The organism is Devosia sp. ZW T5_3, from assembly GCF_044987315.1.
Lineage (GTDB): Bacteria > Pseudomonadota > Alphaproteobacteria > Rhizobiales > Devosiaceae > Devosia.
The window spans coordinates 225,221-250,308 of record NZ_JBJDRE010000002.1 but is presented as its reverse complement, the minus strand read 5'-3'; the positions used below and the strand labels follow the sequence as shown (position 1 = coordinate 250,308).

Genomic DNA, 25,088 nt, shown 5'->3' with positions numbered 1-25,088 from the left:
ATAGTTTCTCGCCGCCATAGCGGTAACAACAGGCGTTTAACGCATCATTAACGCTGATTAACCGCCGGAAACGAAAAGGGCGGGCACCCTGTGGTGCCCGCCCCAAAATTCGGTCGGTAGAGCCTACTTGTCCTGCACGTTCAGGCGGATGCTCAGCTCGCGCAGTTGCTTGGCCGAAGCCGGACTGGGCGCGTTCATCAGCAGGTCTTCGGCCTGCTGGTTCATCGGGAAGGCCGTGATCTCGCGCAGGTTCTGCACGCCGCAGATCAGCATGACGATGCGATCGACGCCGAAGGCAGCGCCACCGTGTGGCGGGGCGCCATATTGAAAGGCGCGATAGAGGCCGCCGAACTGCTCTTCGACCTCGTCACGGCTCTTGCCGGTTAGTTCGAACGCCTTGACCATGGTCTCGGGCAACTGGTTACGGATCGAACCAGAGGCGATTTCATAGCCGTTGCAGACCGCATCATACTGATAGGCCTTGATGGTCAGCGGGTCCTGGCTGTTGAGCGCCTCGATGCCGCCCTGCGGCATGGAGAAGGGGTTATGCGCGAAGTCCACGCGCTTTTCCTCTTCGTCCCATTCGTAGAACGGGAAATCGACGATCCAGCACAGGGCGAACTGCTCAGTATCGACAATGCCGATATCGGTCGCGGCCTTGGTGCGGGCTTCACCGGCAAACTTGTAGAACTTGGCCGGGCGGCCGCAGACGAAGAACACGGCGTCGCCATCGGCAAGACCAAGCTGGGCCTTGATGGCGGCGGTGCGTTCTTCACCAATATTCTTGGCGATGGGGCCGGAGCCCTGCCCGTCCTTGAAGAAGATATAGCCAAGGCCTGGCTGGCCTTCGCCCTGCGCCCAGGCATTCATGCGGTCGCAGAATGCGCGGCCGATCGGCTCGGCACCGGGCTTGTTCTTGGCCGGAATGGCCCACACTTCGACCTTGTCGTCAGCCTCGATCTGGCCGGCAAACACCTTGAAGCCCGACCCAGCGAAATGCTCGGTCACGGCCTGCATTTCGATGGGGTTGCGCAGATCGGGCTTGTCCGAGCCATATTTGCGGATCGCCGTGTCATAGGGAATGCGCGGCCAGTCCTTGGTCACGCGCTTGCCATCGGCAAATTCCTCGAAAATGCCGGTGATGACCGGGGTCATCGTGTTCCACACGTCTTCCTGCGTCACAAAGCTCATTTCGAGGTCGAGCTGGTAGAACTCGCCCGGCAGGCGGTCGGCACGCGGATCTTCGTCGCGGAAACAGGGCGCGATCTGGAAATAGCGGTCAAAGCCGGCCACCATCAGCAGCTGCTTGTACTGCTGGGGCGCCTGCGGCAGCGCAAAGAACTTGCCGGGATGGATGCGACTGGGCACGAGGAAGTCGCGTGCGCCTTCAGGTGACGACGCAGTGAGAATCGGCGTCGAATATTCGGCAAAGCCGGCCGTCGCCATTTCGCGGCGCATCGCAGCGATCACCTTGGTGCGCTTGACGATGTTGGCATGCAGCTTCTCGCGGCGCAGATCGACGAAGCGATACTTCAGCCGCACGTCCTCGGGATATTCCTGATCGCCGAACACCGGCAATGGCAATTCCTTGGCCGCCGAGAGCACTTCGATCTCGCGCACATAAATTTCGACCGCGCCGGTGGGCAGGTTCGGATTCACGGCTGCCGCGTCGCGCAGCTTCACTTCTCCGTCAATACGCAGCACCCATTCGGCCCGGATTTTCTCGGCAGCGGCGAAGGCCGGAGAATCAGGGTCGATCACGGCCTGGGTCAGGCCATAATGGTCGCGCAGATCGATGAAGAGCAGGCCGCCATGGTCACGGATACGATGCACCCAGCCGCTGAGGCGGACGGTCTGGCCTGCGTCCTGGGCCGTCAGGGCCCCGCAGGTGTGCGAGCGGTAGCGATGTGTTGTCATGTCGGAACTCGGTAAAAGGCCGGAATCTTGGGCCGGAAAAGCGCATGGGTCGCCATGCTTGTCAAGTTTGGCTGGCCTAGCCGGTGGGGTTGCATCATCCTGCTGCGCTAACCAATTCCTTATGCTTAAAGATTCACTTCTGGAGTGACGCTCTCGCACCTGCTAGGAACAATCTTGACTATTTTGAGACGGAAACCGGTATGGACGCCATAATTTCCACAGATGCGCTCGCGGCCTTCTGCGATCGTGCCGCTAAGTTCGACTTCGTAACGGTTGATACCGAGTTCTTGCGCGAAACCACTTACTGGCCAAAGCTTTGCCTGATTCAGGCCGCGACTGATGATGAAGCCGTACTGATCGACCCGTTGGCGTCGGGGATCGATTTGACACCCTTCTTCGCGCTGCTGGCCAATCCGGAAGTCACCAAGGTGTTCCATGCCGCACGGCAGGACGTGGAAATTTTCGTCAAGCTGAGCGGCAAAGTGCCGGTCAATATTTTCGACACGCAGATCGCCGCCAGCGTCTGCGGCTTTGGCGATAGCGTCTCCTACGACAATCTGGTGCGCTCCATCACCAATGTCGAACTCGACAAATCCTCCCGCTTTACCGATTGGTCGGCCCGTCCGCTCTCGGAAAAGCAACTGACCTATGCGCTGGCCGACGTCACCTATCTGCGCGATATCTATCGCGAATTGCGCAAGCAGGTGGATGCCACCAAGCGCTGGGATTGGGTAGAGGACGAGCTGGGCGTGCTGCGCAGCATCGATACCTATGTCGTGCAACCGGACAAGGCCTGGGAACGCCTGAAGATGAAGATCAATCGCCCGCGCGACCTGGCGGCCCTCAAGGTGCTGGCCGGCTGGCGCGAAAAACGCGCGCAGGACAGCGATCAGCCGCGTAGCCGGATTCTCAAGGATGACGTGCTGTTCGAACTGGCCATGCAACGCCCGCTGACGCCTGAGGCCTTCGACAAACTGCGTGCCGTGCCCCGCGGCTTTGGCCGGAGTTCCGCCGCCGCCGAGATCATGGCGCTGCTCAAGGATGTCGAGGAGCTGGGCAAGGCCGAATTGCCGACCATGCCCGAGCGCTATCGCGGCCCCTCGCCCAAGGGCGCGGTGGGCGATCTCATCCGCGTGCTGCTCAAATCGGTGTCCGAGCAACACGGCGTCGCCGCCCGTATCATCGCGACCTCAGACGATATCGATGCCCTGGTGCTCGATGACGAAGCTGATGTCGCCGCCCTCAAAGGCTGGCGCCGCAAGCTGTTCGGCGAAAAGGCCCTGGCGATCAAACACGGTCGCGTCGGCCTGGTTGCCACCCGCAAGGGCATCGTCGAATTCCCCGTCGCGCAGGCGGAAGCGGCTGAATAGCCGCTTCGACTAGCTCGCGACGCTGATGAACGAGGCCCTGTAGCCTGCCAGATTGGCGAACTGGTCCAGCCGTCCGCTCAGATGTTCGCCGTTCAGGAACGCGAAGTCCTGCGGCAGCACCAACGCCAGCAAGCTGCCCTCTACCTCGAACCGGATGCGCGGCAGAATGCCGGGCATGGCTGCCGTCATCGGATAGGCCACCCGGAACAGCGCCCCGATCAGCTTGGCGCGCTGCGAGGCTTCGGGCGTGGCGAGGGCCAGCAATGGCTGGTTGATGCCCTTCATCTTGAGCCCGCCATAGCGCACGGCAATGACCTGGCAGAGGAACGCCCGGCCGGGATGGTCGACGCCGGTCAGCGAGCCATAGGCCACCGCATCCACGCTCTGCACGCCGCGATAATCGGGGTGAGCCCGCCAGGCAATATCAGCCAACAGGCACGCCACTTTGCGCAGCCGGGTTTCCTCGGCCGTTTCCACAATGCCTGCGATGGCGAAATACTGCCCGGTAAACTCGATCAGATCATTAGCATGCGACGGCGAGCGCGAGCGCAGCACCGAGAGCTCTTCGGCCGCCTGGATCAGCGGATCGATCGCCTGTTCCTTGGCATCGAGCAGGCCATGCAGATAACCCTCGCGCACGCCCAGCGCCGAGAACATCACATTGGTGAAGGCACCGGCCTTGAGCACTTCGCCCAGTACGGCGGCGCCGAACGGCACCAGATCGCGGCGTGAGGAGCTGACGAATTCCGAGCCGGGATAATTCTTGAGTGAGCCGGCCTCCACGATCTCGGTGCAGAGCGCGATCATGTCCTCGGCGGGCACGGTATAGTGCTGCACCATCTGCAGCGGATATTCGCGCAGCACCTGATGTAGCTTGGCCAATGAGCGCCAGGTGCCGCCAATGGCCGCAAAACTGTTGCCCGGCGCGACTCTCTTCAGAATGGAGGCTTCCAGCCGCTCCCGCACGATGCTCGCGGCCTTCATCGGATTGCCGTTGCTGTCGTCCTGCAGGCGTATCACGCCGAGCTCGTAGGATTCCCCGTCGGTATCGTTGCCGCTCCTGATGGCGGAAAGCTCAAGGCTGCCGCCGCCCAGATCGCCGACAATGCCATCAAAGCCGGGAATGCCGGCCACCACACCCAGCGCTGCAAAATGGGCTTCGCGCTCGCCGCTCAGCACCTGCACCTTGGTGTCCATGATGGCCTCGACGGCATCAACGAATTCGTCGCGATTGGCGGCGTCACGCACCGCCGAGGTCGCCAGCACATAGACCTTGCCCACTCGCATCATGCGCGCCACCAGGGCAAAGCGCTTGATGGCCTCGAGCGCCTGAGCGACATTGGCGTCGGCCAGGCGCCCGGTCTGGGCAATGCCGCGCCCTAGGGCGCAGGCGGATTTTTCGTTGTAGAGCGGCGTCAGCGAACGCGCATGGCGCTCATAAACGACCAGGCGGACGGAATTGGAGCCGATATCGAGGACGGCCACGGGCTTGGCGCCCTTGATCCGTCCCTGTGCCGTTGGATCGGCATCGACCCCCCAGAATTGTGTCAAACCGTATCCTCGTCGCCCTCACCTATTCCGGCGCTGCCGCGACCCGACAGCGACGGATTGGTCATGAAATAATCGTGCGCATTGAACGGCTCTTCGCCTTCAGCCATGCGAATACGGTGCGAACTGCCATCCGGCAACACTTCCCAGCTCTGCTGGTTGTCGCGCAGATAGGCAACCAGAATCCGGTCCAGGATCTGCTTATGCACGGTCTTATTGAGAATGGGCACCATGATTTCCACCCGCCCATCAAGGTTGCGGCCCATGATATCGGCCGACGAAATATAGACCCGCGCATTCGGATTGGGCATATGCTCGCCATTGCCGAAACAATAGATGCGGCTGTGCTCAAGGAAGCGCCCGACGATCGATTTGACCCGGATATTCTCCGAGAAACCAGGAATGCCCGGCCGCAGGCAGCAGATGCCGCGCACGATCAGATCGACCTTCACGCCAGCCTGGCTCGCATCATAAAGCGCGTCGATCACCTGCGGATCGACCAGCGAATTCATCTTGAGCAGGATGCTGGCCGGCTTGCCCTGGCGGGCATGCTCGATTTCGCGGCCGATATCCTCGATCAGCGTCTGCCGCAGATTGACCGGGGAAACCGCGATGGTCTCGAGCTCCGTCGGGCGGGCATAGCCGGTGATGAAATTGAACACCCGCGCCACGTCCCGCGTGATCGCCGGATCGATGGTGAAGTAGCTGAGATCAGTATAAATCTTGGCGGTGATCGGGTGATAATTGCCCGTGCCGATATGGCAATAGCTGACCAGCTTGCCCTTTTCGCGGCGCACCACCTGACTCATCTTGGCGTGGGTCTTGAGCTCGATAAAGCCGAACACCACCTGCGCCCCGGCCCGCTCCAGATCGCGGGCCCAGCGGATATTGGCTTCTTCGTCAAAGCGCGCCTTGAGCTCGACGAGGCACGTCACCGACTTGCCGGCTTCCGCCGCCATCACCAGCGCCTTGATGATCGGGCTATCCGACGACGTGCGATAGAGCGTCTGCTTGATGGCGACCACATCAGGATCGCGCGCGGCCTGCATCAGGAACTGCGCCACCACGTCAAAACTCTCGAACGGATGGTGCACCAGAATATCCTTGGCGCGAATGGCGGCAAAGCTGTCGCCATTATAGTCGCGAATGCGCTCGGGGAACCGCGCCAGATAGGGGGTGAACTTGAGGTCGGGCCGCTCGACATCGCAAACCTTGCGCGCGTCGGCCAGCCCCAGGAAACCCTGCACCTCAAAGATATCGCCATCCTTGACGCCCAGCTGCTCGCCGATCTGGCGCTTGAGCGCGCGCGGCGTCGAGCTTTCGATTTCGAGCCGGATCACCTGCCCGCGGCGGCGCTGGCGCAAGGCGGATTCGAACTCGACCACGAGGTCGGCCGCTTCGTCGTCGATTTCGATTTCGCTGTCGCGGATGACCCGGAAGGCCCCGGAGCCGACGACCTCGTGGCCCGGAAACATCTTGTGGAAGAACAACTTCACCAGGGTGTCTATGGTAACCACCTCAGTCCGCCCTTCCGATACCAGCCCGCTGGGCAGGGTGATGAAGCGATCGAGATTGCCCGGAATGCGCACCAGGGCGGTCAGCGGCTGGTCGCTATCGGGACGGCGCAGCTCGAAAGCCAGCGCCAGGCCCAGATTGGGAATGAACGGAAACGGATGCGCCGGATCAACCGCAATCGGCGTCAGCACCGGGAAGATTTCCTCGCGGAACAGCTTCTGCAGGTAATTGACCTGGTCGGCGCTGAGGTCATCCTCCTCGTGGATCACCACATTCTGCGCGAACAATTCCTCGCGCAGGCTCTGCCAATGGTCCTGCTGCTCCAGTTGCAGGTGCTGGGCCAGTGTCGCGATTTCCTCGAGCTGCTCGGCCGGCGTCAGGCCGTCGGCGCTCTGCTTGGACAGCCCTGCCCGCAACTGGCCTTTAAGGCCGGCCACGCGGACCATGTAGAATTCATCAAGATTATTGGCCGAGATCGATACGAAGCGCAGGCGCTCGAGCAGCGGGTGGCTCTCATTGCCGGCCTCTTCGAGCACGCGCATATTGAACTGCAACCAGCTGACTTCGCGGTTGACGAACCGGGCCGGGCTGGTGCGCAGCGCTTCGGCATCGGGCACGCCGGCGTCCGCTTCGGCGAAATCGCTCATTTCATTCATCGTCCGGCCCATCCCAATCCTGTTCGTGCTGCACCGCGCCGCGAGCGACCGCGCGGCGGTCGAGCGCATCGGCGGCGATGCTGCGGGTAATGGCCGTACCCTTTGCCAGGGCCAGCCTATCCATGAGGTCAGCAAGAATCGCGACTTCCTCGGTAGAGCGCTCCATGCGCGCCACGAGGTAGCCGATGATTCTGGGATCGACCTTGATCTGCCGATCGCCGAACAGTTTCACGAACATCTGTGACAATTGAATGTCGTCCGTCATTTCGAGGCTGAACGCGGTCGCCCGCCGGGCCCGTGAGCGGACATCATCGGTCGCCAGCGGCCATTGCGCAACCTCTTCGCGCGCCGTCAGCAAGATGGCGCGCTGGTCGCGCATCGATTGGTTGAGCAGGTGAAACAGCCCCGCCTCGTCATAACCCAGCCGATCCACGTCCTCGACAATCAGGGGTTGCTGTCCGCCCTGCGTCGCCAGCGCCTCCAGCTCATCCACCCCCGCGAAATGCGCACCGCTACGATCGGCGAAAATCCGCGCCAGATGCGATTTCCCCGAGGCCGCCGGCCCGATCAGCAGCGTCAGCGGCTCGGACCAATGCGGGAAGGCCAGGATCCGCCCATGCGCCAGGGCATTGCCCTCGCCCACCAGGAAATCGCCTTCGCCCTGGGCCGGAACATGCGGCAGCTCGAAGGCAAGCTGTCCCCTTGCAGCACCTGTCTCGTCCATGTCAGGCCGCGCTGGCGTCGCCATCGGCGTCCCCATTGGTGCCTTGGTAGAGCGCGCTGGCTTTGTATTTCTTGACGCCATAGCGGATCAGCACGGCAACGATCGCCGCCAGCGGCACCGCCAGCAACAGGCCAACAAAGCCGAATAGAGCACCAAAAGCCAGCAGCGCGAACATCAGCCAGACCGGGTTAATATTGATCGAGGAGCCGACCAGCTTGGGATAGAGAATATTGCCCTCGATGAATTGCCAGCCCAGGAAAATGGCGCAGACCGCCACCACCATCCAGTAATTGGGCCAGAACTGCACGATGGCGATGCCAACCGAAAGCGCGAAGCCGAAAGCGAAGCCTACAAACGGAATGAAGCTGAGCAGCCCGGCCATCAGGCCAACCGCTAGTCCAAAGTTTAGGCCGAGCAGGCTCAGCGCCGTAGCGTAATAGGCTGCGTCGATCAGCAGCACACCGCCCTGCCCGCGAATAACGCCGGCCATGGACTTGTCGATATCGCTGAGGATGCCGTTGATCTCGCCCCGCGAATCCCGAGGCAGCAGCCCCTGCAAGCCGCGCACCATGCCTTCCCAGTCGAGTAAGAGATAGAAAGCCACCACCGGGGTCAACAGCGTAAAGCCGATGACTCCGGCCCCGGTCAGGCCGATATTGACCAGTTCGGCCGGCAGCGTAGCGATAAAGCTAAGGACTTGCGTAGCCATGCCGCTGATGCTGGTCTGCAATTGGGCGGCCCGCTCCGGCCCCAGCCATTCGTTGATTTCGGGCGACCAGCGGGTGATCAACGCCTGCAGATCGGTAACATAGCCCGGTAACCGCTGGATCAGGCCGATCACCTGCTGGCCGATCAGCGGCACCAGCATGAAGAACAGGCCGACAAAGATTGTGATGACGCTCAGCAGTACGACTGCGGTGGCCCAACCGCGCCCGAAGCGCCACTTCTGCAATTGGTTGACCAGCGGGTTGAGCAGATAGGCCAGTGCCGCGCCCACCACAAAGGGCAACAGGATGCCGCGGAACAGCCAAAGCAGCAGCACCAGCACCACCAGGAATGCGACCCAGATCAAGACTTGATTGCGCAGTGTCATCTTGCCGTACGGCCCTTGCGTCGTGGTGGTGGAGAAGCTATCAGGCCGTCTAGCTTCCGGCGCCGGAGTTGGCAATCGCCTTGGCTTTCCGGTAATGGCTTTGCGCACGCTTTCCCCAAACGGTTCCAGGCCAATGTCCGATCCTCAAAACCTGACATCAAACGGTCTCTCATACAAGCAGGCCGGTGTCGACATCGATGCAGGCAATGCGCTGGTCGAGGCCATCAAGCCCGCTGTCCGCTCTACCAGGCGCCCGGGCGCCGATGGCGAGATCGGCGGCTTTGGCGGCCTGTTCGATCTGAAAGCCGCCGGCTTTACCGATCCGGTGCTGGTCGCGGCCAATGACGGGGTGGGCACGAAGCTCAAGATTGCCATCGATACGGGCAATCACTCCACTATCGGCATCGACCTGGTCGCCATGTGCGTCAACGATATTATCGTGCAGGGCGCCGAGCCGCTGTTCTTCCTCGACTATTTTGCCACCGGCAAGCTGGATGTCGAACAGGGCACCGCCATTGTGTCGGGCATTGCCGAGGGCTGCCGCATTGCCGGCTGCGCGCTGATTGGCGGGGAAACCGCCGAAATGCCGGGCATGTATCACGGCAATGACTATGATCTGGCCGGCTTTGCTGTCGGCGCCGCCGAACGCGGCTCGCTCCTGCCCCGCCCCGATATCGCCGCTGGTGACATTCTGGTCGCCATTGCCTCCTCTGGCGTGCATTCCAACGGCTATTCGCTGGTGCGCAAGATTGTCGAACTGTCGGGCATTGATTGGTACATGGACGCGCCCTTCGCGCCCGGCCAGTCATTGTCCGAAGCCTTGCTCACGCCCACCCGCATCTATGTGAAGCCGCTATTGGCCGCCCTCAAGGCCGGCATCGGTATCAAGGCTTTGGCCCACATTACCGGCGGCGGCTTCATCGATAATATTCCGCGTGTGCTGCCCGACCATCTGGCAGCCCATGTCGATCTCAACGCCGTCACCGTGCCCAAGGTCTATGCCTGGCTCAGCCATATCGGCGGCATGAACGAGCGCGAAATGCTGCGCACCTTCAACTGCGGCGTCGGCATGCTGGTCGCCGTGACCCCCGAAGATGCCGAAAAGCTTGTCGACCAGCTCAACGCCGCCGGCGAAACCGCTGGTATCGTCGGCAAGCTGACCGAGCGAACCGGCGAGCCGGTCACCTTCGAAGGCAAGCTCTCGCTGTGAGCCGCAAACGCGTCGCTATCCTGATTTCGGGCCGCGGCTCCAACATGCAGGCGCTGATCGACGCCGCCAAGGCGCCGGATTATCCGGCCGAAATCGTCGGCGTGCTCTCCAATCGCGCTGCCGCTCCCGGCCTAGCCTTGGCAGCCAGTCAGGGCATTGCCACCGCGTCGCTGGCGCAGAGCAAGTTTCCCAGTCGGGACATGTTCGAGGATATCATGACCCAGACGCTCGAAAGCTGGGATGTCGATATCGTCTGCCTCGCCGGCTTCATGCGCATTCTGGGCGAAGATTTCGTCAATCGCTGGGCCGGCCGGATGATCAACATCCACCCATCCCTTTTGCCGCTCTACCGAGGGCTGCATACCCACGAGCGAGCACTTGCCGACGGCGCCAAAGTGCATGGCTGCACGGTGCATTTCGTGACGCCAGGCCTCGACGAGGGCACCGCCATCCTGCAGGCCGAAGTGCCGGTCCTGCCGGGTGACACCCCGGACACCCTTTCAGACCGTGTGCTGGTCGAAGAACACCGCATCTATCCCGAGGCCCTGCGCATGCTGGCCTCGGGCGAGATTGCGCCGCTTTAATTCGGTAGCGCGGCGATAAAGGCCGTCACGACAGCCGCCGAATTGGCTGATGCCAGCCCCATGAACGTGCCCATCTCGTTTTCCCCTTCGCCGCCACCGGCCAGGTCAGAGAGCGAGCGGAAGGCGATGAACGGCACCTTGTTGGCATAGGCGACATGCGCGACTGCCGCGCTTTCCATGTCCAGCACCTGGGCCTCGAACGTGCCGAAGGCATATTCGCGGAAGGCGGCATTATCGACGAAAGCCGCGCCCGACACGCCATTGCCGCCGACATAAATGCCCGGCGCCGTCGTGAGGCACTTATTGGCCTCGACGCAGTCTTCAAGATGGATATCAGCCGCCACTTTTTCAGCTACAGCCAGCAGATCCGGATCGACCGCAAACCAGAATTTCTCTTCTGGTTCAGCCCCTTCCCGGGCAACACCGACATTTTGCGGGAAGATCATGCCGAAATTTGGAAATGGCGCTTCGAGGAATGGCGGAGGTGTGAATTCACCCGCCGCAGTCTCGCGCGCCAGGATCACATCGAGATATTGCCCCCATTGGGCGGGCACGATGACGTCCCCGATATGCCGCTCCGGATTGACGCCGCCGGCAATGCCGGAAAACACGATGCTTTCGAGGTTGAAGAAGTCCATCGCCAGTTGCGAGGTCATCGCCGCGTTGACCATGCTGACCCCGGTCAGGAACAGCACGACCGGCTTGCCCTCGATCAGCCCGGTCGCAAAGGTTGTGCCGTTGACCGTGTAGTCCTTGCGCTCGCTCAGCGCCTCCTGCAGCACAATCCATTCGGGCGCGAAGGCGGACATCACGGCGATACGCGGCGTGGCGTCCAGAGTTTCGGCGGCCAGCGCCGGGGCGCAGGTCAAGGCGGCAAGCAGAGATGCGGCAATCGTTGTTTTCAGCATGAGTCCCTCATTATTTGCCGGCAAAGACTAGTGAGCCCGATCCGGCCCGGCTATCGCCACCCTTGCATGGCTGCATCATTCCATCAGCGGCGCTGATGACAGCCATCGTCAAAATCGGTTCGACCTTTGTTCTCCCCGGGCGTAAGTTCCGCTCCTTAATGGGCTGGGGAGGAATCACATGGCCACGCGTGACTGGGCTTTGCTCATCTTTGTCGGCAGCATCTGGGGCTGCTCGTTCCTGTTCAACGCCATCCTGATTCGCGAGCTGGGGCCGATCTGGGTCGCCGCCGGCCGCGTGAGTATCGCGGCCATTGCCAGCTGGGTCGTTTTCTTCGTCATGCGCAAGCCGCTGCCACGCGATCCCATGCTTTACCTCAAGCTGGGCCTGCTCGGCGTATTCAGCTATGCCCTGCCCTTCACGCTGTTTCCGCTCGGCCAGGCCCATATTCCCAGCGGGCTAACCGCCATCATCAACGCGCTGACCCCGATCCTCACCGTCCTGGTGGCCCATTTCTGGCCCGGCGGCGAAAAGGCAAAATACAACAAGGCCCTGGGCGTCATTGCCGGCTTTGCCGGCGCGGCCCTGCTGGCCTCTCCCGCCCTCACCGGCGGCCATGCCGGCGACCAGTTGATCGGCATCGGCTTCTGCTTGTTGGCGACCATCCTTTATGCGGTGACGCTCAATGTCGCCCGCAGCTTCCGCATGGTCGAGCCGACGACGCTCGCCACCATCGCCCTGACCGGGGCGGCGGTTGTCTCGGTGCCGGTCGCCTTTGCCGTCGAAGGCGTACCCCACGCCACCCGCCCCGAGACCTGGGCCGCCTGGCTGGCGCTCGGCCTGTTCTCGACCGCACTGACCTTCCAGATCATGTACCGCCTGCTGCCCCGCATCGGCGCAACCAACTTTGCCTCCAACACCTTCATCTCTCCGGTCGTCGCCATCATTCTGGGCGTCACGCTGCTGGGCGAAATCATCCTGCCCGTCCATATTGCGGGCATGCTGTTGGTCTTTGTCGGCCTGCTCTGCATCGATGGCCGCATTTTCAAGCTGGGCCGCCGCGCCCCCGCCTGAGCTGCCCATTGGCCTTTTACCGCGGGGGCGCTACCATCCTGCCGCGGTAACTGGAGAGCAACCAGTGTTTCTCAAGACTGTCACCCCGGAGGAGGCGACCGGCGAGGTCGCCCGGATCTATCAAGACGAACAGACCAGCATGGGCTTCGTCATGGAAGCCACCCGCTGCTGGACCGCGCGACCCGAAGTGCTGCCGCTCTACGAGCAGTTTTCCGAAGGCATCAAGGCCAATTTCTCGCTCGGCATGCGCGCCTGGCGCCTCATCACCTTTATCGCCGCCAAGCAGGTCCCCTCGACCTATTGCACCCATGTCTACGCCCGCTCGCTGACCAAGGAGCTGGGCTCCAAGGACATGGTGCTCGCCCTGCAGCGTGACTACCGCTCAGCGGGCCTGTCGGAAAAGGAAGTAGCAATGCTGGCCTATGCCGAGCAGGTGGCCCGCGACGCCTCCAGGATCACCAAGGCCGATATCAACGCCCTACGCGCCGTCGGCTTCACCGATGTCGAAATCTCGGACATCGCCCTTTGCGCCTCGTTCCGCAGCTTCATCAGCCGATTTTTCGACGCAACCGGCGCAACCCCGGAGCCGGTATTCTTCGATGCCGACCCGGTGTTTCGGGATGCGATGACCGTGGGCAAGCCGATTTAGATGCCACGACCTCGTGGTTCGACAGGCTCACCATGAGGTCTACTTTTGAGATGACAGTAGGCCTCACCCTGAGCTTGTCGAAGGGCGAGGCCGTGCGCCTCTACTCGATCCCGAGCTTCTTCTTCATCAGATCGTTCAGCGCCTGCGGGTTGGCCTTGCCGCCCGAGGCCTTCATTGCCTGGCCGACAAACCAGCCGATCATCGTCGGCTTGGCCAAAACCTTGGCGACTTGGTCGGGATTGGCCGCGATGATCTCGTCGACGATCTTTTCGATCGCCCCCATATCGGTCACCTGCTTCATGCCGCGGCGCTCGACGATCTCGGCCGGCTCGCCCTCGGGCTCCTCGGCGATCACGATCTGCAGCAGGTCCTTGGCGCCCTTGGACGAAATGGTGCCTGCCGCGACCAGATCGACAATACTGGCGATCTGGCTCGGCTTGAGGTGGGTTTCCCACACCGCCAGGCCCTGGCTATTGGCATAGGCGGCCACGTCCGCATTGAGCAAATTGGCCACGGCCTTGCCGTCGCGCTTGGTGCCGCCAAAACCCACGACGGATTCGAAATAATCCGCGGTTTCGCGATCCAGCGTCAGCACCATGGCGTCATAGGGCGTCACGCCATAGTCGCCGATGAAGCGCGCCTGCTTTTCGTCCGGCAGTTCGGGAAGCTTCTCGGCCAAGGCGGCGATGAAGGCATCGTCGAATTCAAGCGGCAGCAGATCGGGATCGGGGAAATAGCGATAATCATGCGCTTCTTCCTTGGACCGCATGGAGCGTGTTTCGCCCAGCTTGGGGTCGAACAGCCGCGTTTCCTGGTCGATGCTGCCGCCATCTTCGAGAATATCGATCTGGCGACGCGCTTCATATTCGATCGCCTGGCCGGCAAAGCGCACCGAATTGACGTTCTTGATTTCGCAGCGCGTGCCGAATTCGCCACCGGGGCGGCGCACCGATACGTTGACGTCGGCCCGCATGGAGCCCTGCTCCATATTGCCGTCGCAGGTGCCCAGATACCGCAGGATGGTGCGCAGCTTGCTCAGATAGGCCTTGGCCTCGTCGGATGAGCGCAGATCGGGCTTGCTGACGATTTCCATCAGCGCCACGCCCGACCGGTTGAGGTCGACAAAGCTCATATTGGGATGCTGGTCATGGATCGACTTGCCGGCATCCTGCTCCAGATGCAGTCGCTCGATGCCGATCTCGATACTTTCCCCGTCCACGTCGAGCAAAACCTTGCCCTCGCCGACTATAGGGTCCTTGAACTGGCTGATCTGATAGCCCTGTGGCAGATCGGGATAGAAGTAATTCTTCCGGTCGAACACGCTGCGCTTGTTGATGGCGGCCTTGAGCCCCAGCCCCGTCCGCACGGCCTGGCGCACGCATTCCTCGTTGATCGTGGGCAGCATGCCGGGCATGGCCGCATCGACAAAGCTCACATTGGAATTGGGCGGATTGCCGAACTCGGTCGAGGACCCGGAGAACAGCTTGCTCTCGCTCGTCACCTGCGCATGCACTTCCATGCCGATGATCACCTCCCAATCGCCAGTCGAGCCGGCAATGAGGCGCTTCGGATGTGGGGTGCGGGTATCGATGAGAGTCATGGTCTCGGCAATCCTGTGCCATGTTGCGCTTGACCGGCCAACGGCTTGGAAAAGCGAATTTTGTCCAGTTCGTAATTCAGGCTGGCGGAGAACTTCAGCCCACGCCAAACCGGCACATAGCCGTGGCGTTGATAGAAGCGAACCGCCCCGGCATTGCCGGCATAGGTTTCGAGTTCCGCATTCGTGAACCCATGGGAGGCGATAGCGGCTTCCAGCGCGTCTAGCAAGGCCGCACCGACGCCCTGGCCCTGCGCGTGCGAAGACACCCACAGATCAGATATGACATGATCGCCATCCTCGCGAGCGCCCCAGCCGAGTGGAACGCCCTTCTGTCGCGCGACAAGTATCTTGTCGGCCGATGTCCGGCAGAATTTTTTGAACTCATTGCTCAACTGGCTGATTGCCGTTCGCTCGGCATCATTTTCGCCAAACGCGCTCTGCCGCCAGGCAGAAATGCCAATTTCTGCCAGCGCCTCGGCCTGTTCGGGCTGGGCGGGTTCGATTGCAAACGACAGCGCCATCAATCCTCGTCGTCGATCTCGCCCTCAAAGGGGTCGAGCCGCTTTTCGAGGTGGACGCTCATGAAGGGCTCATGAGCCGCCCGGCCATCTGGCCGCAGCGCCAGGATGCGGTAGCCCTGCTTTTCGTAAAAGCGCACCGCACGCACATTGTCGGCCGGCGTTTCCAGATGCACCCGGTCGGCGCCTTCCAGTTCCAGCATGGATTCCATGCGGCGTAGCAACATCGAGCCGAGCCCATGGCCCTGCAATTCGGGCATGACGAAGAGGAAGGGAATATAGGCCCGCCGCGCCGAGCGCGAACACCAGGCCACGGCAATGCCGTCGACTTCGGCAACGATGATGCGCGAAATGCTCTCTGACACAGCCTGGGCCAGCCGGCGTTGCTCAGCCTCGCGCATGCCGGGCTTTTCGGTCAGCAGCGGCAGAATCCCGCTTTCCCAGGCCCGATAGGCGATATCGGCCAGCCGATGGGCATCCTTGGGCTCTGCCTTGCGCATTGTAATACCGGGCATGGGACCTCTCCCTATTCCGCGCCTCGCCGGGCCGCGATGATGCCCTTCTCGTAATTAATGTTCCAGTCGATCAGGGTACGCCATACAAGTTCGGCCTGATCTTCGTCGAGATCAAGAGCCAAACTGCGATCCCGGACTTTCTCGATGATCGATTCGATCCGCGCGCGGTCGTGCGCCTCATGTGGATCGGTCTTGATCTGGGCCATGCGCGTCACATAGCGATGCCGCTCCGCGAACAGGCTGAGCAGTGCCTGGTCGATCCGGTCGATCTCGACGCGGACATCGTCCTTGGTTTCACATTGGGCAGGCGATTTCAAAGCGGTCACGGCAATTTCCAGTCCAGATAAGGCTGTTGCTGGTTTGCACCGGCAGGGTGCGGATTTCAACTGTGCTGCGCGCTCACTCTTGGCGGAGCGCGCCGGCGGCGCTAATTTAGAACCGTAATCAAGGTCACGCCTTATGTCTAATCAGTCTGAGATCGTCTGAGGCCCCGTCCAATCGAGACGGGGCGAGAATGAACCAATCGGCCGTCCTGCGTGATGCGGGCGGCTGATCACGTTTGTTCGCGGGCTGCTTCATGCGCCCGCCGGCACAGGCCTCAGACTATTCATGGATATTTCCAAACACGAACAGCGGGTGCTGCACGCCCTCGCGCAGGGCGGCTGCATTGCGCTGCTCCGGGACGACAACGGCAAGGTCGCCGGCCTCGAATTCTACAACCGCGACGGCTGGCTGATGAGCAATTGCACCCTGGCCTTGTTCAAAAAGCTCAAAGCCAAAAAGGCGATCAAGTCGTCGGGTGGCAAACCGTACCGGATCACCAAGCGCGGCTTGGAACTGGTCCGAAGCGAGGTGACTAACCGCTAACGCGTTGCGGTGGTTGGGAACTATCCCAACCACCGCGTCACTCCGGCGTGTTGAATGGGCCCCGCGGCCTCGCCTCCCACGGCATCTCCCTCGGGCTCGACCCGAGGGCCACTCTCAACAGGGCACAAACAACGAAAGGCCCCCGGATCAAGCCCGAGGGAAAACGCGACTGTAAAAGAAACGTCCTAATGCCGCGTCACTTCACTCAGTGCAGCCGCAATATGTTCCCATTCCTGCGAAACACTCGCCGTTGCCCGCCGCTTACCCGCGCGGCGATACCAGTAATCCGCATTGCCCATATCGGCTTCGATCCAGTGCATCAGGGCATGCACCCAATCAAATTGCTGCACGCCTTCCATGGCCTGCACGATGATATGGGCCTGTTCCCATTCGGGCCCTACGCGCAAGCTGCCCTTCTTGAGCCACCACAAAGCCTGCAGCGGTTTGCTCATGTCCTTGGGCGGCTCGGACCAGTCGAGCGAGGTAAAAATGTCAGAGGCCATCGGCGAAGTTCCTGTCGGCCCGGACGCCGCCATGGGCCGCGTCACAACCAGTTTCAATTTGTGCATGGTCGCCAAGTAGTGCGGATTTTAGCCGGGATCAAGTCACCCCGGCTTTTGCTCACCACCACGGCTTGGGCGAAAAGTCGGTGTCGGCACTGCGCTCGATCACGCGAGCGGCGGCAAACAAGGTCTCCTCGTCGAACGGCTTGCCGATCAACTGCAGCCCCAGGGGCAACCCCTGCCCGTCCTTGCCGGCCGGCACCGCAATACCCGGCAGCCCGGCCATGTTGACCGTCACCGTGAATACGTCGTTGAGATACATCGCCACCGGATCGGCAGCCAGCGCCTCATCGCCAATGCCGAAGGCGGCCGAAGGCGTTGCCGGGGTCAGGATAGCGTCGACGCCTGCGTGGAAGGCATCTTCAAAATCCTTCTTGATCAGTGTACGCACCTTCTGCGCCTTGACGTAATAGGCGTCGAAATAACCGGCCGACAGCACGTAGGTGCCGATCATGATGCGGCGCTTGACCTCGCGGCCAAAGCCGGCAGCGCGGGTCAACTCGTACATGTCGGTAATGTCCTTGCCCGATACGCGCAGCCCGTATTTGACGCCGTCATAGCGCGCCAGATTGGATGAAGCCTCGGCCGGCGCCACGATATAATAGGCCGGCAGGGCATATTTGGTGTGCGGCAGCGAGATGTCCTTGACCGTAGCGCCCTCGGCCTTGAGCCATTCGAGGCCCTGGCTCCACAGCTTTTCGATTTCGGCGGGCATGCCATCCATGCGGTATTCGCGCGGCACGCCGATAGTCAGGCCCTTGACGCCGCGTTCGACGGCAGCGGCAAAGTCCGGCACGGCCAGATCGACACTGGTCGAATCCTTGGCGTCGAAACCGGCCATCGAAGTCATCAGCAGCGCAGTGTCTTCCACCGTGCGGGCGATCGGGCCGGCCTGGTCGAGCGAGGAGGCAAACGCCACCACGCCCCAGCGCGAGCAACGGCCATAGGTCGGCTTGATGCCGACGGTGCCGGTGAAGGCGGCGGGCTGGCGGATCGAGCCGCCGGTATCGGTGGCGGTTGCGCCGGCACAGAGCCAGGCGGCAACAGCCGCAGCCGAACCACCCGAGGAGCCGCCAGGCACCAGATAGGCATTGCTGCCTTCGGCGCGGATCGGATTAATCACCGGGCCGTAATAGGAGGTCTCGTTGGACGAGCCCATGGCGAATTCGTCCATGTTGAGCTTGCCCAGCATCACCGCGCCATCGCGCCAGAGATTGCTCGTCACGGTCGATTCATATTCGGGTTTGAAGCCATCAAGGATGTGGCTGGCCGCCTGGGTATGCACGCCCTTGGTGCCGAACAGGTCCTTGATGCCCAGCGGAATGCCTTCCAGCGCCCCGCCCTGTCCTTGTGCCAGCTTGTCGTCGCTGGCCTTGGCCATGTCGAGCGCCTGCTCTCCCGTCACCGCCACATAGGCGTTGAGCTTGGGATTGGCAGCTTCGATCGCCTTGAGATAGGCGCCGGTCAGTTCGGTGGAGGTGAAGCTCTTGTCCTTGAGCCCCTTGCGGGCCTGGGCAAGGCTCAGTCTGGTCAGGTCAGTCAACGGGTATCTCGCTCAGATTGTCGCAGCGGTGGTAGAGAATCGCGCCGGGATTGCCGATCGGGCTGGTGGGTTCATAGGTCCCCGACACCTGCATCATGGCGTCGTAGGACGATACCACCTGAATGGTCTTATCGTCATAAGGGGTTATGGCGAATGTGTCGGGATAAATTTCGTCCAGCCCCTCGCACACCGCCGAAGCGAAGAAGGACCGGTTGGTCGCGTGGGTTTTGACGTCGAAAAACTCGCAGCTATGCTCCAGCGACCGGATGCCGCCGGCAAAAGTCATCACCGAGACATTGGCGTCGGACAGCGCATCGGCGCCATCCTTTTCCAGTGCCTGGCAGGTTTCCGGCGTCGTGACATAGACCTTGCTCTGGTCGACGGTGAATTCAGGCTGCGCCAGCGTCGGGGAAGCTATGAGGCCAAGCGCCGCAACAAGTATCGCCTTCATGCTGTCTGCTCCTGGCGAAGCGGCTTTTCAAAAAACGCGGACCATTGGCTGTCCGGATAGTCGAGGAACGGCCCGCGCGCCACAAATCCGCTGCGCGTATACAGCCGATGCGCCTCGGGCATGTCAGCCGCAGCACCCGTTTCGAGCATCAGCACGTCCAGCCCGCGCTCCTGCGCCAGCCCGACGATCGCCTCGAGCAACGCTGACCCGACGCGCTTGCCGCGCACCTCCGGATCCGTGAACATGCGCTTGACCTCGCCCATCCCAGCCGAATGCACCCTAAGGGCGCCGCAGCCAATAGCTCGACCAGTCTCGTCCCGCGCGACAAACACACTCGTATCTGCGCCAGCCATCTGCTCGACCGTCAGCTTGAACTGGAATTCGGGCGGCGACAGCGGCAGCAGATAGGCGTTGAGCTTGTCGATCAGCCCGCGCACATCGTCCTGCAGCGGCGTTTCGATGGCGATCGAAACCGCCATTTACTCGACCACCTTCGGCACCATGAAGAAATTGTCTTCGCTGAGCGGTGCATTGCTGACGATCTTGTCGGCATAGCCGCCATCGCTGATCACGTCATCACGGCGGCGCAGCGTCATCGGGGTCACCGAGGTCATCGGTTCGACGCCCGAAACATCGACTTCGGCCAGCTGTTCCACAAAGCCGAGAATGGCGTTGAGCTCGCTCTGGTAACCAGCGACCTCTGCTTCTTCGATGCGAATGCGGGCCAGGCGCCCAATGCGCTTTACGGTTGCGGCATCGACGGACATCTCAAACTCCAGAAAATTGCGGCACGATTTTCCGCTTCAATAGCAATGCGCGGCCACAAAATACAATGAAATTGGCTTATGCGCCGGATCAGACTTCCAGCGCCATGGCAGGCTCAAGCGCCACCAGCCCCGTTCCGTCCAGCCGGTCGCGCAATGCAGCCACCGCCACATCCACATCAGCCTCCCCCCCACCCAGCACCAGCAGCTTGGGCGCCGAATCCTCCAGCAGCGCCAGGCCAAGCCCGGTCAGCGCGGCCCCGTCGCCCAGCAGCACGACCACGGCATCGCCCGCCCAACGTCCCAGAACCGGCAATGCATCCGTTACCAATAATAGCGGCGGCTCGCCCACGGCATCGACCAGCGTAGCGCCCTGCCCCGCCCGAAAAAACGCAACAGTCTCTGGATCCGATCCCTCATCAAGCAACCGCGCCGGCCGCCGCGGTTTCCAGCGTGCAGCATCAACACCCGGCACACCATCCCCCCGCGATTCGAACTGCGCATCCGCCCCGGACACCAATTCCACCGCATCGATTCCCGCAGGCATCGCCCCGGCATCCATCACCAAAATCTGCCCACCAATATGTATCCGCAGCGTCGTGCCGCCAAACCAGGTGAGTTTCATTGGGTCTCCGTACAGTGTCGCCCGGTCATCAACTCGCTTTGCGCTGGCGGTCCACCAAATATTTCGTGGCCAACGCAATAGCTTGCGGGATCGGTTTATCCTTTCGATAGTCGGCTACAAGCCGCCGTGCAATTCCCAACCGCGCGGCCATGCCGTCCAGGCTAAGTTTCAAATCTGCCATGGCCTGCCGAAACTCGACATTATCGAGTGCGGTAGGCGCAAGGTCCTGAATCCAGTCAGCCGACAATTCCTGCCCATCGGGCCACACAAGCGAGTCGCCACGGTCGCGAACCTTGAAGGACGCAAAGAGTTTCGGATCCGCGCGAAGAGCAACATAGGCGCGGTGGCTCATGATGGCCGGCTTTACATCGATAATCTCTTCCCTACCATCATCCCACTCGACCTTGATTTTCATGTCTTCCACGGGTGATGCCTGCCTTATGCACGGCATCGGCCCACCAACCTCGACGAACTCGTCGTCATCCGTTGAACTTTGCCCATTCATTTTCTAAGAGCTCCTTGTTGGCCCTAGCCCAGTCGCGGGCGATCTGGAGATCGCGTTTCCGCAGCCTGCCGTGATACAATGACTGGTCCGCGATGAGCATCATCGCGTCGCCATACGGGGTAGAAATATGAAAATGCGGCGGCAGATGATCCCTCGGATAAAGACGTATCTGCAAACTTCCGATTTCTACGAGCGTAGGCAATTCGTCCTCCATTAGTGCACATGGCGCACTCGAGTTCAATGCCTACGATGTTTCCAAAAAGCGAACTGGTGCCATAGTACTTCCCCTCTCCCATGCCCATGAAGGAAGTTTGATCTTGTTTTGTTCTAAAATCAAGCAATTTGATCTTGTTATGTTCTATGAATGACCTAGAGAACCCGCTGGCCACTATCCCCCCCACCGGCCGGATCATGGGGCTCGACCTCGGCACCAAAACCATCGGCGTCGCAATCTCCGATGGCATGCGCTATTCCGCCACGCCGCTTGAAACCATCAAGCGCACCAAATTCACCCAGGACGCGATCCGGCTCGAAGAGCTGATCGCCCATAACAATATCGCCGCCATCATCCTGGGCCTGCCGCTCAATATGGACGGCTCCGAAGGCCCGCGCGTGCAATCCACCCGCGCCTTTGCCCGCAGCCTGGCGCAGCGCATCACCCTGCCCATCGCCTTTTGGGACGAGCGCCTCTCCACGTCAGCGGTCACCCGCATGATGATCGACGCTGATCTGCGCCGCGATCGCCGCGCCGAAATCGTCGACAAGCTGGCCGCCAGCTACATTCTGCAAGGCGCCCTGGATCGCCTGCGCCGGCAATAATCTACGCGAAAATCGCACAACCGCCTTGCCCCCCAACGCCCCCTCCGCTAGACCGCTGCAAATATCGCAGGATGGGAGCGCATGGCACAAACTCGCGCCAGCAAGACCGCAACGCCCGCCGGTTCGACCGGCGACTTTCCCCCATTTAACCAGCGCCATCTGCTTTCGATAGCCGACCTCAAGCAGCACGAGATTATCGATCTGCTTGATCGCGCCGAACGCATGGTTCCGGTCAGCCGGCAGGAGCGCAAGACGCTCCCCACGCTGGCGGGCAAGACGCAGATTAATCTGTTCTTCGAGCCATCGACCCGCACCCAGGGCTCGTTCGAGATTGCCGGCAAGCGGCTGGGCGCTCTGGTCATGAACATGTCGGTCAAGACCAGCTCGGTGAGTAAGGGCGAAACCCTGATCGACACCGCCACCACGCTCAACGCCATGCGGCCCGACGTCATCGTCGTGCGCCATTCGGCGGCCGGCGCGGTGGAACTCCTCAGCCAAAAGGTCGGTTGCGCTGTCATCAATGCCGGCGACGGTGCCCATGAGCACCCCACCCAGGCGCTGCTCGACGCCCTGACCATCCGCAACCACAAGGGCCGCATCTCCGGCCTGACCGTCGCCATCTGCGGCGATATCGCCAATTCCCGCGTGGTGCGCTCCAACCTGCTACTGCTCGGCGCGCTTAATGTGCGCACCCGCGTCATCGCTCCGCGCAATCTGCTGCCCGCCGGCATCGAACACCTCGCCACCGAAGTGTTCACCGACATGCGCGAAGGTCTCAAGGATGTCGATGTGGTCATGATGCTGCGCCTGCAGCATGAGCGCGCCAATGGCCGCATGATCCCCTCGGTCCGCGAATATTACCGCTTCTATGGCCTCGACGCCGAAAAGCTCAGCTTTGCCAAGCCTGACGTCATCGTCATGCATCCGGGCCCAATGAATCGCGGTGTCGAGATCGACCCCGCCATTGCCGACGGCCCCGCCTCGGTGGTCACCGAACAGGTCGAAATGGGGGTCGCCGTGCGCATGGCCGTGCTCGATGCTTTGCTGCCGGCCCGAAATAACGAGGGGAACGAAGCATGAGCCGCCCCCTCCTCATCGAAAATGCCCGCATCGTCGATCCGGCTTCGGGCACTGACCAACAAGGCGCCGTCCTCGTCGAAAACGGCCTGATTTCCGATATCGCCTTTGGCGGTCCGGTCGGCGTGCCCGAAGACGCCGAAGTCTTCAACGCCAACGGTCACGTGCTCTCGCCCGGCCTGATCGATATGCGAGTCTTTACCGGCGAGCCCGGCAAGGAATATCGCGAGACCCTCGCCTCGGCGGGCGAAGCCGCTGCGGCCGGCGGCGTCACCAGTTTCGTCATGATGCCCGATACGACCCCCGTGGTGGACGATGGTGCGCTGATCGATTTCCTGATCCGCCGCGCCAAGGCGACCAGCAAGGTCAATGTGCTGCCGGCGGGCGCCATCACCAAGGGCTTGGACGGCCAGGAAATGACCGAGTTCGGCCTGCTCAAAGAGGCCGGCGCTGTCTGCATCACCGATGGCCGCCGCTCGATCCAGTCCACCTCGCTGCTGCGCACCGTGATGAGCTACGCGGCCAATTATGGCCTCACCGTCGTCCACCATGTCTCCGACAAGGGGCTGACCGGCGATGGCGTGATGAATGAAGGCCTCTTCGCCACCATCCTTGGCCTCAAGGGCATTCCGCGCGAAGCCGAGACCATTCCCCTGGGCCGCGACCTGCAATTGGCGGCGCTGACCGGCACGAAATACCACGCCGCGCAGATATCCTGCGCCGCCTCGGTCGACCTCGTCGCCGCCGCCAAACAGCGCAACACATCGGTTACCGCTGGTATCTCGATCAACAATCTGGCGCTCAACGAAAACGACATTGGCCGCTACCGCACCTTCTTCAAACTCTCCACGCCCCTGCGCTCCGAGGATGATCGCCAGGCGGTCATCGAAGGCCTGCGCAATGGCACGATCGACACGATCCATTCCGATCACGACCCGCAGGATTCCGAGGTCAAGCGCCAGCCCTTCGCCGAGGCCTCAGACGGCGCGATCGGTCTCGAAACCCTGCTAGCGGCCGCTTTGCGGCTGGTGCATTCCGGCGATGTCGACCTGCTGACCGTACTCCGCGCCATGACGAGCCGGCCCGCCGACATTCTCGGCCTGCCCTCCGGGCACATCGCCAAGGGCGCCCCAGCCGATCTGATCGTCTTTGATCTCGATTATCCCTGGCAGGTCACCGAGCGCGAAATCCGTTCGCGTTCGCATAATACCTCCTTTGAAGGCGCGCGACTTGCTGGCAAAGTGCTGCGCACAATCGTGGGCGGGCAAACCGTCCATACCCATGTCGAGGAGAGCTGATCCGTGACGGATTCCTACGTGCCGATGTTCGCCAATTGGCTGTTTGGCGGCGCCATGCTGCCGGGCCTCGTGGTCACGCTGATCATCGCTTACCTGTTCGGCTCCATTCCCTTCGGCTTGTTCCTGACCCGCGCCGCCGGCCTGGGCGATATCCGCCAGATCGGCTCGGGTAACATTGGGGCTACCAATGTGCTGCGCACCGGCAATCGCCCGATCGCGGCGGCAACACTGCTGCTCGATGCCGCCAAGGCCGCTGTCGCGATCCTCGTGGCCCGCACGCTGCTTTATAATCCCAATCTGCCGGTTGGCGGCGATGCCGCCCTGCCGCTCTATCTGGCGGCTCTGGGCGCGTTTCTAGGCCATTGCTTTCCCGTCTGGCTCGGCTTCAAGGGCGGTAAAGGCGTCGCCGTGATGATCGGTAGCCTCCTCACCCTGTCCTGGCCGGTTGGGCTGATCTTCTGCGCGGTCTGGCTGCTCATCGCCTTGACGCGCAAGCTGTCCTCGCTGGCGGCCCTCACGGCTGCGGCTACAGCGCCGATCTTTGCCTATGTGGTGGTCGATGAATGGCTGGCGGCCACGGCAGCCCTGCTGGCCATCCTGCTGTTCTACCAGCACCGCGAAAATATCATGCGGCTGATTGCCGGCACCGAGCCCAAGATCGGCTCGGAAAAGAAGGCCTCTTAGGCCTTGGCGCTGC

The 25,088-nt window shown here is 61.8% G+C and carries 28 protein-coding genes; 10 read left to right on the top strand and 18 right to left on the bottom strand.

The annotated features are described in order from the left end of the window. Positions 1 to 123: 123 nt before the first annotated feature. On the bottom strand, positions 124 to 1,917 hold the full coding sequence (gene aspS / locus ACI3KW_RS03695) for an aspartate--tRNA ligase (RefSeq protein WP_113120446.1): 1,794 nt from the start codon (positions 1,915 to 1,917) through the stop codon (positions 124 to 126). Between the two features lie 200 nt (positions 1,918 to 2,117). Between aspS and rnd the strand changes: the two genes are divergently transcribed. After that, positions 2,118 to 3,287, top strand: a complete 1,170-nt coding sequence (gene rnd / locus ACI3KW_RS03690) for a ribonuclease D (RefSeq protein ID WP_113120445.1) — start codon at positions 2,118 to 2,120, stop codon at positions 3,285 to 3,287. Positions 3,288 to 3,296: 9 nt separating this feature from the next. On the opposite strand, the gene ACI3KW_RS03685 is transcribed toward rnd, so the two are convergent. Genes ACI3KW_RS03685 through ACI3KW_RS03670 form a run of 4 tightly spaced genes read right to left on the bottom strand, consistent with a single transcriptional unit; the run spans position 3,297 to position 8,823 of the window. Beyond that, the gene (locus tag ACI3KW_RS03685; RefSeq protein ID WP_404846977.1) at positions 3,297 to 4,838 is read right to left on the bottom strand and encodes an exopolyphosphatase; all 1,542 of its coding nucleotides are present in this window, start codon (positions 4,836 to 4,838) and stop codon (positions 3,297 to 3,299) included. Continuing rightward, entirely contained in the window at positions 4,835 to 7,006 is a 2,172-nt protein-coding gene (locus ACI3KW_RS03680; RefSeq protein ID WP_404846976.1) for an RNA degradosome polyphosphate kinase, read from the bottom strand. Before ACI3KW_RS03680 ends, ACI3KW_RS03685 begins: the two co-directional genes overlap by 4 nt. Further along, positions 6,999 to 7,754, bottom strand: coding sequence for a hypothetical protein (locus ACI3KW_RS03675; RefSeq protein ID WP_162740086.1), 756 nt, complete (start codon positions 7,752 to 7,754; stop codon positions 6,999 to 7,001). Before ACI3KW_RS03675 ends, ACI3KW_RS03680 begins: the two co-directional genes overlap by 8 nt. Continuing rightward, positions 7,732 to 8,823: an AI-2E family transporter gene (locus tag ACI3KW_RS03670; protein WP_404846975.1), complete on the bottom strand. Its 1,092-nt coding sequence runs from the start codon at positions 8,821 to 8,823 to the stop codon at positions 7,732 to 7,734. Before ACI3KW_RS03670 ends, ACI3KW_RS03675 begins: the two co-directional genes overlap by 23 nt. A gap of 133 nt (positions 8,824 to 8,956) precedes the next feature. On the opposite strand from ACI3KW_RS03670, the gene purM reads away from it, so the two are divergent. Beyond that, positions 8,957 to 10,033 (top strand): phosphoribosylformylglycinamidine cyclo-ligase, encoded by a 1,077-nt coding sequence (gene purM, locus ACI3KW_RS03665; RefSeq protein WP_404846974.1) that lies wholly within the window; start codon positions 8,957 to 8,959, stop codon positions 10,031 to 10,033. Positions 10,034 to 10,077: 44 nt separating this feature from the next. Further along, positions 10,078 to 10,617 carry a phosphoribosylglycinamide formyltransferase gene (purN, locus tag ACI3KW_RS03660; protein WP_404847044.1) on the top strand — a complete coding sequence of 180 codons (540 nt, stop codon included), beginning with the start codon at positions 10,078 to 10,080 and terminating at the stop codon, positions 10,615 to 10,617. Here the strand turns inward: purN and ACI3KW_RS03655 are convergent. After that, the gene (locus ACI3KW_RS03655) at positions 10,614 to 11,525 is read right to left on the bottom strand and encodes a 5'-methylthioadenosine/S-adenosylhomocysteine nucleosidase (RefSeq protein ID WP_404846973.1); all 912 of its coding nucleotides are present in this window, start codon (positions 11,523 to 11,525) and stop codon (positions 10,614 to 10,616) included. The genes purN and ACI3KW_RS03655 overlap by 4 nt on opposite strands. Positions 11,526 to 11,703: 178 nt before the next feature. Between ACI3KW_RS03655 and ACI3KW_RS03650 the strand changes: the two genes are divergently transcribed. Both ACI3KW_RS03650 and ACI3KW_RS03645 read left to right on the top strand, forming a co-directional pair. Continuing rightward, positions 11,704 to 12,597 (top strand): DMT family transporter, encoded by an 894-nt coding sequence (locus tag ACI3KW_RS03650; RefSeq protein ID WP_404846972.1) that lies wholly within the window; start codon positions 11,704 to 11,706, stop codon positions 12,595 to 12,597. 64 nt (positions 12,598 to 12,661) lie between these two features. Next, on the top strand, positions 12,662 to 13,246 hold the full coding sequence (locus ACI3KW_RS03645; RefSeq protein ID WP_404846971.1) for a carboxymuconolactone decarboxylase family protein: 585 nt from the start codon (positions 12,662 to 12,664) through the stop codon (positions 13,244 to 13,246). A 100-nt stretch (positions 13,247 to 13,346) separates the two neighbouring features. Here ACI3KW_RS03645 and gatB read toward each other — a convergent pair whose 3' ends face one another. Genes gatB through ACI3KW_RS03625 form a run of 4 tightly spaced genes read right to left on the bottom strand, consistent with a single transcriptional unit; the run spans position 13,347 to position 16,205 of the window. Beyond that, on the bottom strand, positions 13,347 to 14,846 hold the full coding sequence (gene gatB, locus ACI3KW_RS03640; protein ID WP_404846970.1) for an Asp-tRNA(Asn)/Glu-tRNA(Gln) amidotransferase subunit GatB: 1,500 nt from the start codon (positions 14,844 to 14,846) through the stop codon (positions 13,347 to 13,349). Next, a complete protein-coding gene (locus tag ACI3KW_RS03635; RefSeq protein WP_404846969.1) occupies positions 14,843 to 15,367 on the bottom strand; it encodes a GNAT family N-acetyltransferase in 525 nt (174 codons plus the stop codon). The genes gatB and ACI3KW_RS03635 overlap by 4 nt, the downstream gene beginning before the upstream one ends. After that, positions 15,367 to 15,879 (bottom strand): GNAT family N-acetyltransferase, encoded by a 513-nt coding sequence (locus tag ACI3KW_RS03630; protein ID WP_162740085.1) that lies wholly within the window; start codon positions 15,877 to 15,879, stop codon positions 15,367 to 15,369. The genes ACI3KW_RS03635 and ACI3KW_RS03630 overlap by 1 nt, the downstream gene beginning before the upstream one ends. A gap of 11 nt (positions 15,880 to 15,890) precedes the next feature. Further along, positions 15,891 to 16,205, bottom strand: coding sequence for a chorismate mutase (locus ACI3KW_RS03625; protein ID WP_113120521.1), 315 nt, complete (start codon positions 16,203 to 16,205; stop codon positions 15,891 to 15,893). Positions 16,206 to 16,488: 283 nt separating this feature from the next. On the opposite strand from ACI3KW_RS03625, the gene ACI3KW_RS03620 reads away from it, so the two are divergent. Further along, complete coding sequence (locus ACI3KW_RS03620) at positions 16,489 to 16,746, top strand: YjhX family toxin (RefSeq protein ID WP_404846968.1); 258 nt, start codon at positions 16,489 to 16,491, stop codon at positions 16,744 to 16,746. A gap of 185 nt (positions 16,747 to 16,931) precedes the next feature. On the opposite strand, the gene ACI3KW_RS03615 is transcribed toward ACI3KW_RS03620, so the two are convergent. The 8 genes from ACI3KW_RS03615 to ACI3KW_RS03580 all read right to left on the bottom strand — a co-directional run bounded on the left by ACI3KW_RS03615 (position 16,932) and on the right by ACI3KW_RS03580 (position 21,399). Then, the gene (locus ACI3KW_RS03615) at positions 16,932 to 17,249 is read right to left on the bottom strand and encodes a hypothetical protein (RefSeq protein WP_113120432.1); all 318 of its coding nucleotides are present in this window, start codon (positions 17,247 to 17,249) and stop codon (positions 16,932 to 16,934) included. Positions 17,250 to 17,367: 118 nt separating this feature from the next. Beyond that, complete coding sequence (gene gatA / locus ACI3KW_RS03610) at positions 17,368 to 18,852, bottom strand: Asp-tRNA(Asn)/Glu-tRNA(Gln) amidotransferase subunit GatA (RefSeq protein WP_404846967.1); 1,485 nt, start codon at positions 18,850 to 18,852, stop codon at positions 17,368 to 17,370. Then, positions 18,845 to 19,303 (bottom strand): hypothetical protein, encoded by a 459-nt coding sequence (locus tag ACI3KW_RS03605; protein WP_404846966.1) that lies wholly within the window; start codon positions 19,301 to 19,303, stop codon positions 18,845 to 18,847. The genes gatA and ACI3KW_RS03605 overlap by 8 nt, the downstream gene beginning before the upstream one ends. Beyond that, positions 19,300 to 19,782 (bottom strand): GNAT family N-acetyltransferase, encoded by a 483-nt coding sequence (locus tag ACI3KW_RS03600; protein WP_404846965.1) that lies wholly within the window; start codon positions 19,780 to 19,782, stop codon positions 19,300 to 19,302. The genes ACI3KW_RS03605 and ACI3KW_RS03600 overlap by 4 nt, the downstream gene beginning before the upstream one ends. Further along, the gene (gatC, locus tag ACI3KW_RS03595) at positions 19,783 to 20,070 is read right to left on the bottom strand and encodes an Asp-tRNA(Asn)/Glu-tRNA(Gln) amidotransferase subunit GatC (RefSeq protein WP_404846964.1); all 288 of its coding nucleotides are present in this window, start codon (positions 20,068 to 20,070) and stop codon (positions 19,783 to 19,785) included. Between the two features lie 88 nt (positions 20,071 to 20,158). Beyond that, positions 20,159 to 20,692 carry a hypothetical protein gene (locus tag ACI3KW_RS03590; RefSeq protein WP_404846963.1) on the bottom strand — a complete coding sequence of 178 codons (534 nt, stop codon included), beginning with the start codon at positions 20,690 to 20,692 and terminating at the stop codon, positions 20,159 to 20,161. Between the two features lie 28 nt (positions 20,693 to 20,720). Further along, positions 20,721 to 21,197 carry a DUF2442 domain-containing protein gene (locus tag ACI3KW_RS03585; protein WP_404846962.1) on the bottom strand — a complete coding sequence of 159 codons (477 nt, stop codon included), beginning with the start codon at positions 21,195 to 21,197 and terminating at the stop codon, positions 20,721 to 20,723. Beyond that, positions 21,172 to 21,399, bottom strand: coding sequence for a DUF4160 domain-containing protein (locus ACI3KW_RS03580; protein WP_404846961.1), 228 nt, complete (start codon positions 21,397 to 21,399; stop codon positions 21,172 to 21,174). Before ACI3KW_RS03580 ends, ACI3KW_RS03585 begins: the two co-directional genes overlap by 26 nt. Positions 21,400 to 21,557: 158 nt before the next feature. Between ACI3KW_RS03580 and ruvX the strand changes: the two genes are divergently transcribed. The 4 genes from ruvX (at position 21,558) to plsY (ending at position 25,075) form a co-directional block, all read left to right on the top strand. Next, the gene (gene ruvX / locus ACI3KW_RS03575; protein ID WP_404846960.1) at positions 21,558 to 22,016 is read left to right on the top strand and encodes a Holliday junction resolvase RuvX; all 459 of its coding nucleotides are present in this window, start codon (positions 21,558 to 21,560) and stop codon (positions 22,014 to 22,016) included. 81 nt (positions 22,017 to 22,097) lie between these two features. Beyond that, entirely contained in the window at positions 22,098 to 23,096 is a 999-nt protein-coding gene (locus ACI3KW_RS03570) for an aspartate carbamoyltransferase catalytic subunit (RefSeq protein ID WP_404846959.1), read from the top strand. Then, positions 23,093 to 24,391 carry a dihydroorotase gene (gene pyrC, locus ACI3KW_RS03565; protein WP_404846958.1) on the top strand — a complete coding sequence of 433 codons (1,299 nt, stop codon included), beginning with the start codon at positions 23,093 to 23,095 and terminating at the stop codon, positions 24,389 to 24,391. Before ACI3KW_RS03570 ends, pyrC begins: the two co-directional genes overlap by 4 nt. A 54-nt stretch (positions 24,392 to 24,445) precedes the next feature. Continuing rightward, positions 24,446 to 25,075, top strand: coding sequence for a glycerol-3-phosphate 1-O-acyltransferase PlsY (plsY, locus tag ACI3KW_RS03560; protein WP_404847043.1), 630 nt, complete (start codon positions 24,446 to 24,448; stop codon positions 25,073 to 25,075). The last annotated feature ends 13 nt before the right edge of the window (positions 25,076 to 25,088 follow it).

Bases quoted from the DNA above. Each gene is read 5' to 3' on its own strand.
- ACI3KW_RS03600 (WP_404846965.1), bottom strand. From the start codon at position 19,782: ATGGCGGTTTCGATCGCCATCGAAACGCCGCTGCAGGACGATGTGCGC.
- ACI3KW_RS03615 (WP_113120432.1), bottom strand. From the start codon at position 17,249: ATGGCCTCTGACATTTTTACCTCGCTCGACTGGTCCGAGCCGCCCAAG.
- gatC (WP_404846964.1), bottom strand. From the start codon at position 20,070: ATGTCCGTCGATGCCGCAACCGTAAAGCGCATTGGGCGCCTGGCCCGC.
- ACI3KW_RS03570 (WP_404846959.1), top strand. From the start codon at position 22,098: ATGGCACAAACTCGCGCCAGCAAGACCGCAACGCCCGCCGGTTCGACC.
- purM (WP_404846974.1), top strand. From the start codon at position 8,957: ATGTCCGATCCTCAAAACCTGACATCAAACGGTCTCTCATACAAGCAG.
- rnd (WP_113120445.1), top strand. From the start codon at position 2,118: ATGGACGCCATAATTTCCACAGATGCGCTCGCGGCCTTCTGCGATCGT.
- ACI3KW_RS03605 (WP_404846966.1), bottom strand. From the start codon at position 19,303: ATGAAGGCGATACTTGTTGCGGCGCTTGGCCTCATAGCTTCCCCGACG.
- ACI3KW_RS03585 (WP_404846962.1), bottom strand. From the start codon at position 21,197: ATGAATGGGCAAAGTTCAACGGATGACGACGAGTTCGTCGAGGTTGGT.
- purN (WP_404847044.1), top strand. From the start codon at position 10,078: ATGCAGGCGCTGATCGACGCCGCCAAGGCGCCGGATTATCCGGCCGAA.
- plsY (WP_404847043.1), top strand. From the start codon at position 24,446: ATGCTGCCGGGCCTCGTGGTCACGCTGATCATCGCTTACCTGTTCGGC.
- ruvX (WP_404846960.1), top strand. From the start codon at position 21,558: ATGAATGACCTAGAGAACCCGCTGGCCACTATCCCCCCCACCGGCCGG.
- ACI3KW_RS03655 (WP_404846973.1), bottom strand. From the start codon at position 11,525: ATGCTGAAAACAACGATTGCCGCATCTCTGCTTGCCGCCTTGACCTGC.
- ACI3KW_RS03650 (WP_404846972.1), top strand. From the start codon at position 11,704: ATGGCCACGCGTGACTGGGCTTTGCTCATCTTTGTCGGCAGCATCTGG.
- ACI3KW_RS03675 (WP_162740086.1), bottom strand. From the start codon at position 7,754: ATGGCGACGCCAGCGCGGCCTGACATGGACGAGACAGGTGCTGCAAGG.
- ACI3KW_RS03630 (WP_162740085.1), bottom strand. From the start codon at position 15,879: ATGCCCGGTATTACAATGCGCAAGGCAGAGCCCAAGGATGCCCATCGG.
- ACI3KW_RS03670 (WP_404846975.1), bottom strand. From the start codon at position 8,823: ATGACACTGCGCAATCAAGTCTTGATCTGGGTCGCATTCCTGGTGGTG.
- ACI3KW_RS03680 (WP_404846976.1), bottom strand. From the start codon at position 7,006: ATGAATGAAATGAGCGATTTCGCCGAAGCGGACGCCGGCGTGCCCGAT.
- ACI3KW_RS03590 (WP_404846963.1), bottom strand. From the start codon at position 20,692: ATGAAACTCACCTGGTTTGGCGGCACGACGCTGCGGATACATATTGGT.
- gatB (WP_404846970.1), bottom strand. From the start codon at position 14,846: ATGACTCTCATCGATACCCGCACCCCACATCCGAAGCGCCTCATTGCC.
- pyrC (WP_404846958.1), top strand. From the start codon at position 23,093: ATGAGCCGCCCCCTCCTCATCGAAAATGCCCGCATCGTCGATCCGGCT.
- ACI3KW_RS03635 (WP_404846969.1), bottom strand. From the start codon at position 15,367: ATGGCGCTGTCGTTTGCAATCGAACCCGCCCAGCCCGAACAGGCCGAG.
- ACI3KW_RS03620 (WP_404846968.1), top strand. From the start codon at position 16,489: ATGGATATTTCCAAACACGAACAGCGGGTGCTGCACGCCCTCGCGCAG.
- aspS (WP_113120446.1), bottom strand. From the start codon at position 1,917: ATGACAACACATCGCTACCGCTCGCACACCTGCGGGGCCCTGACGGCC.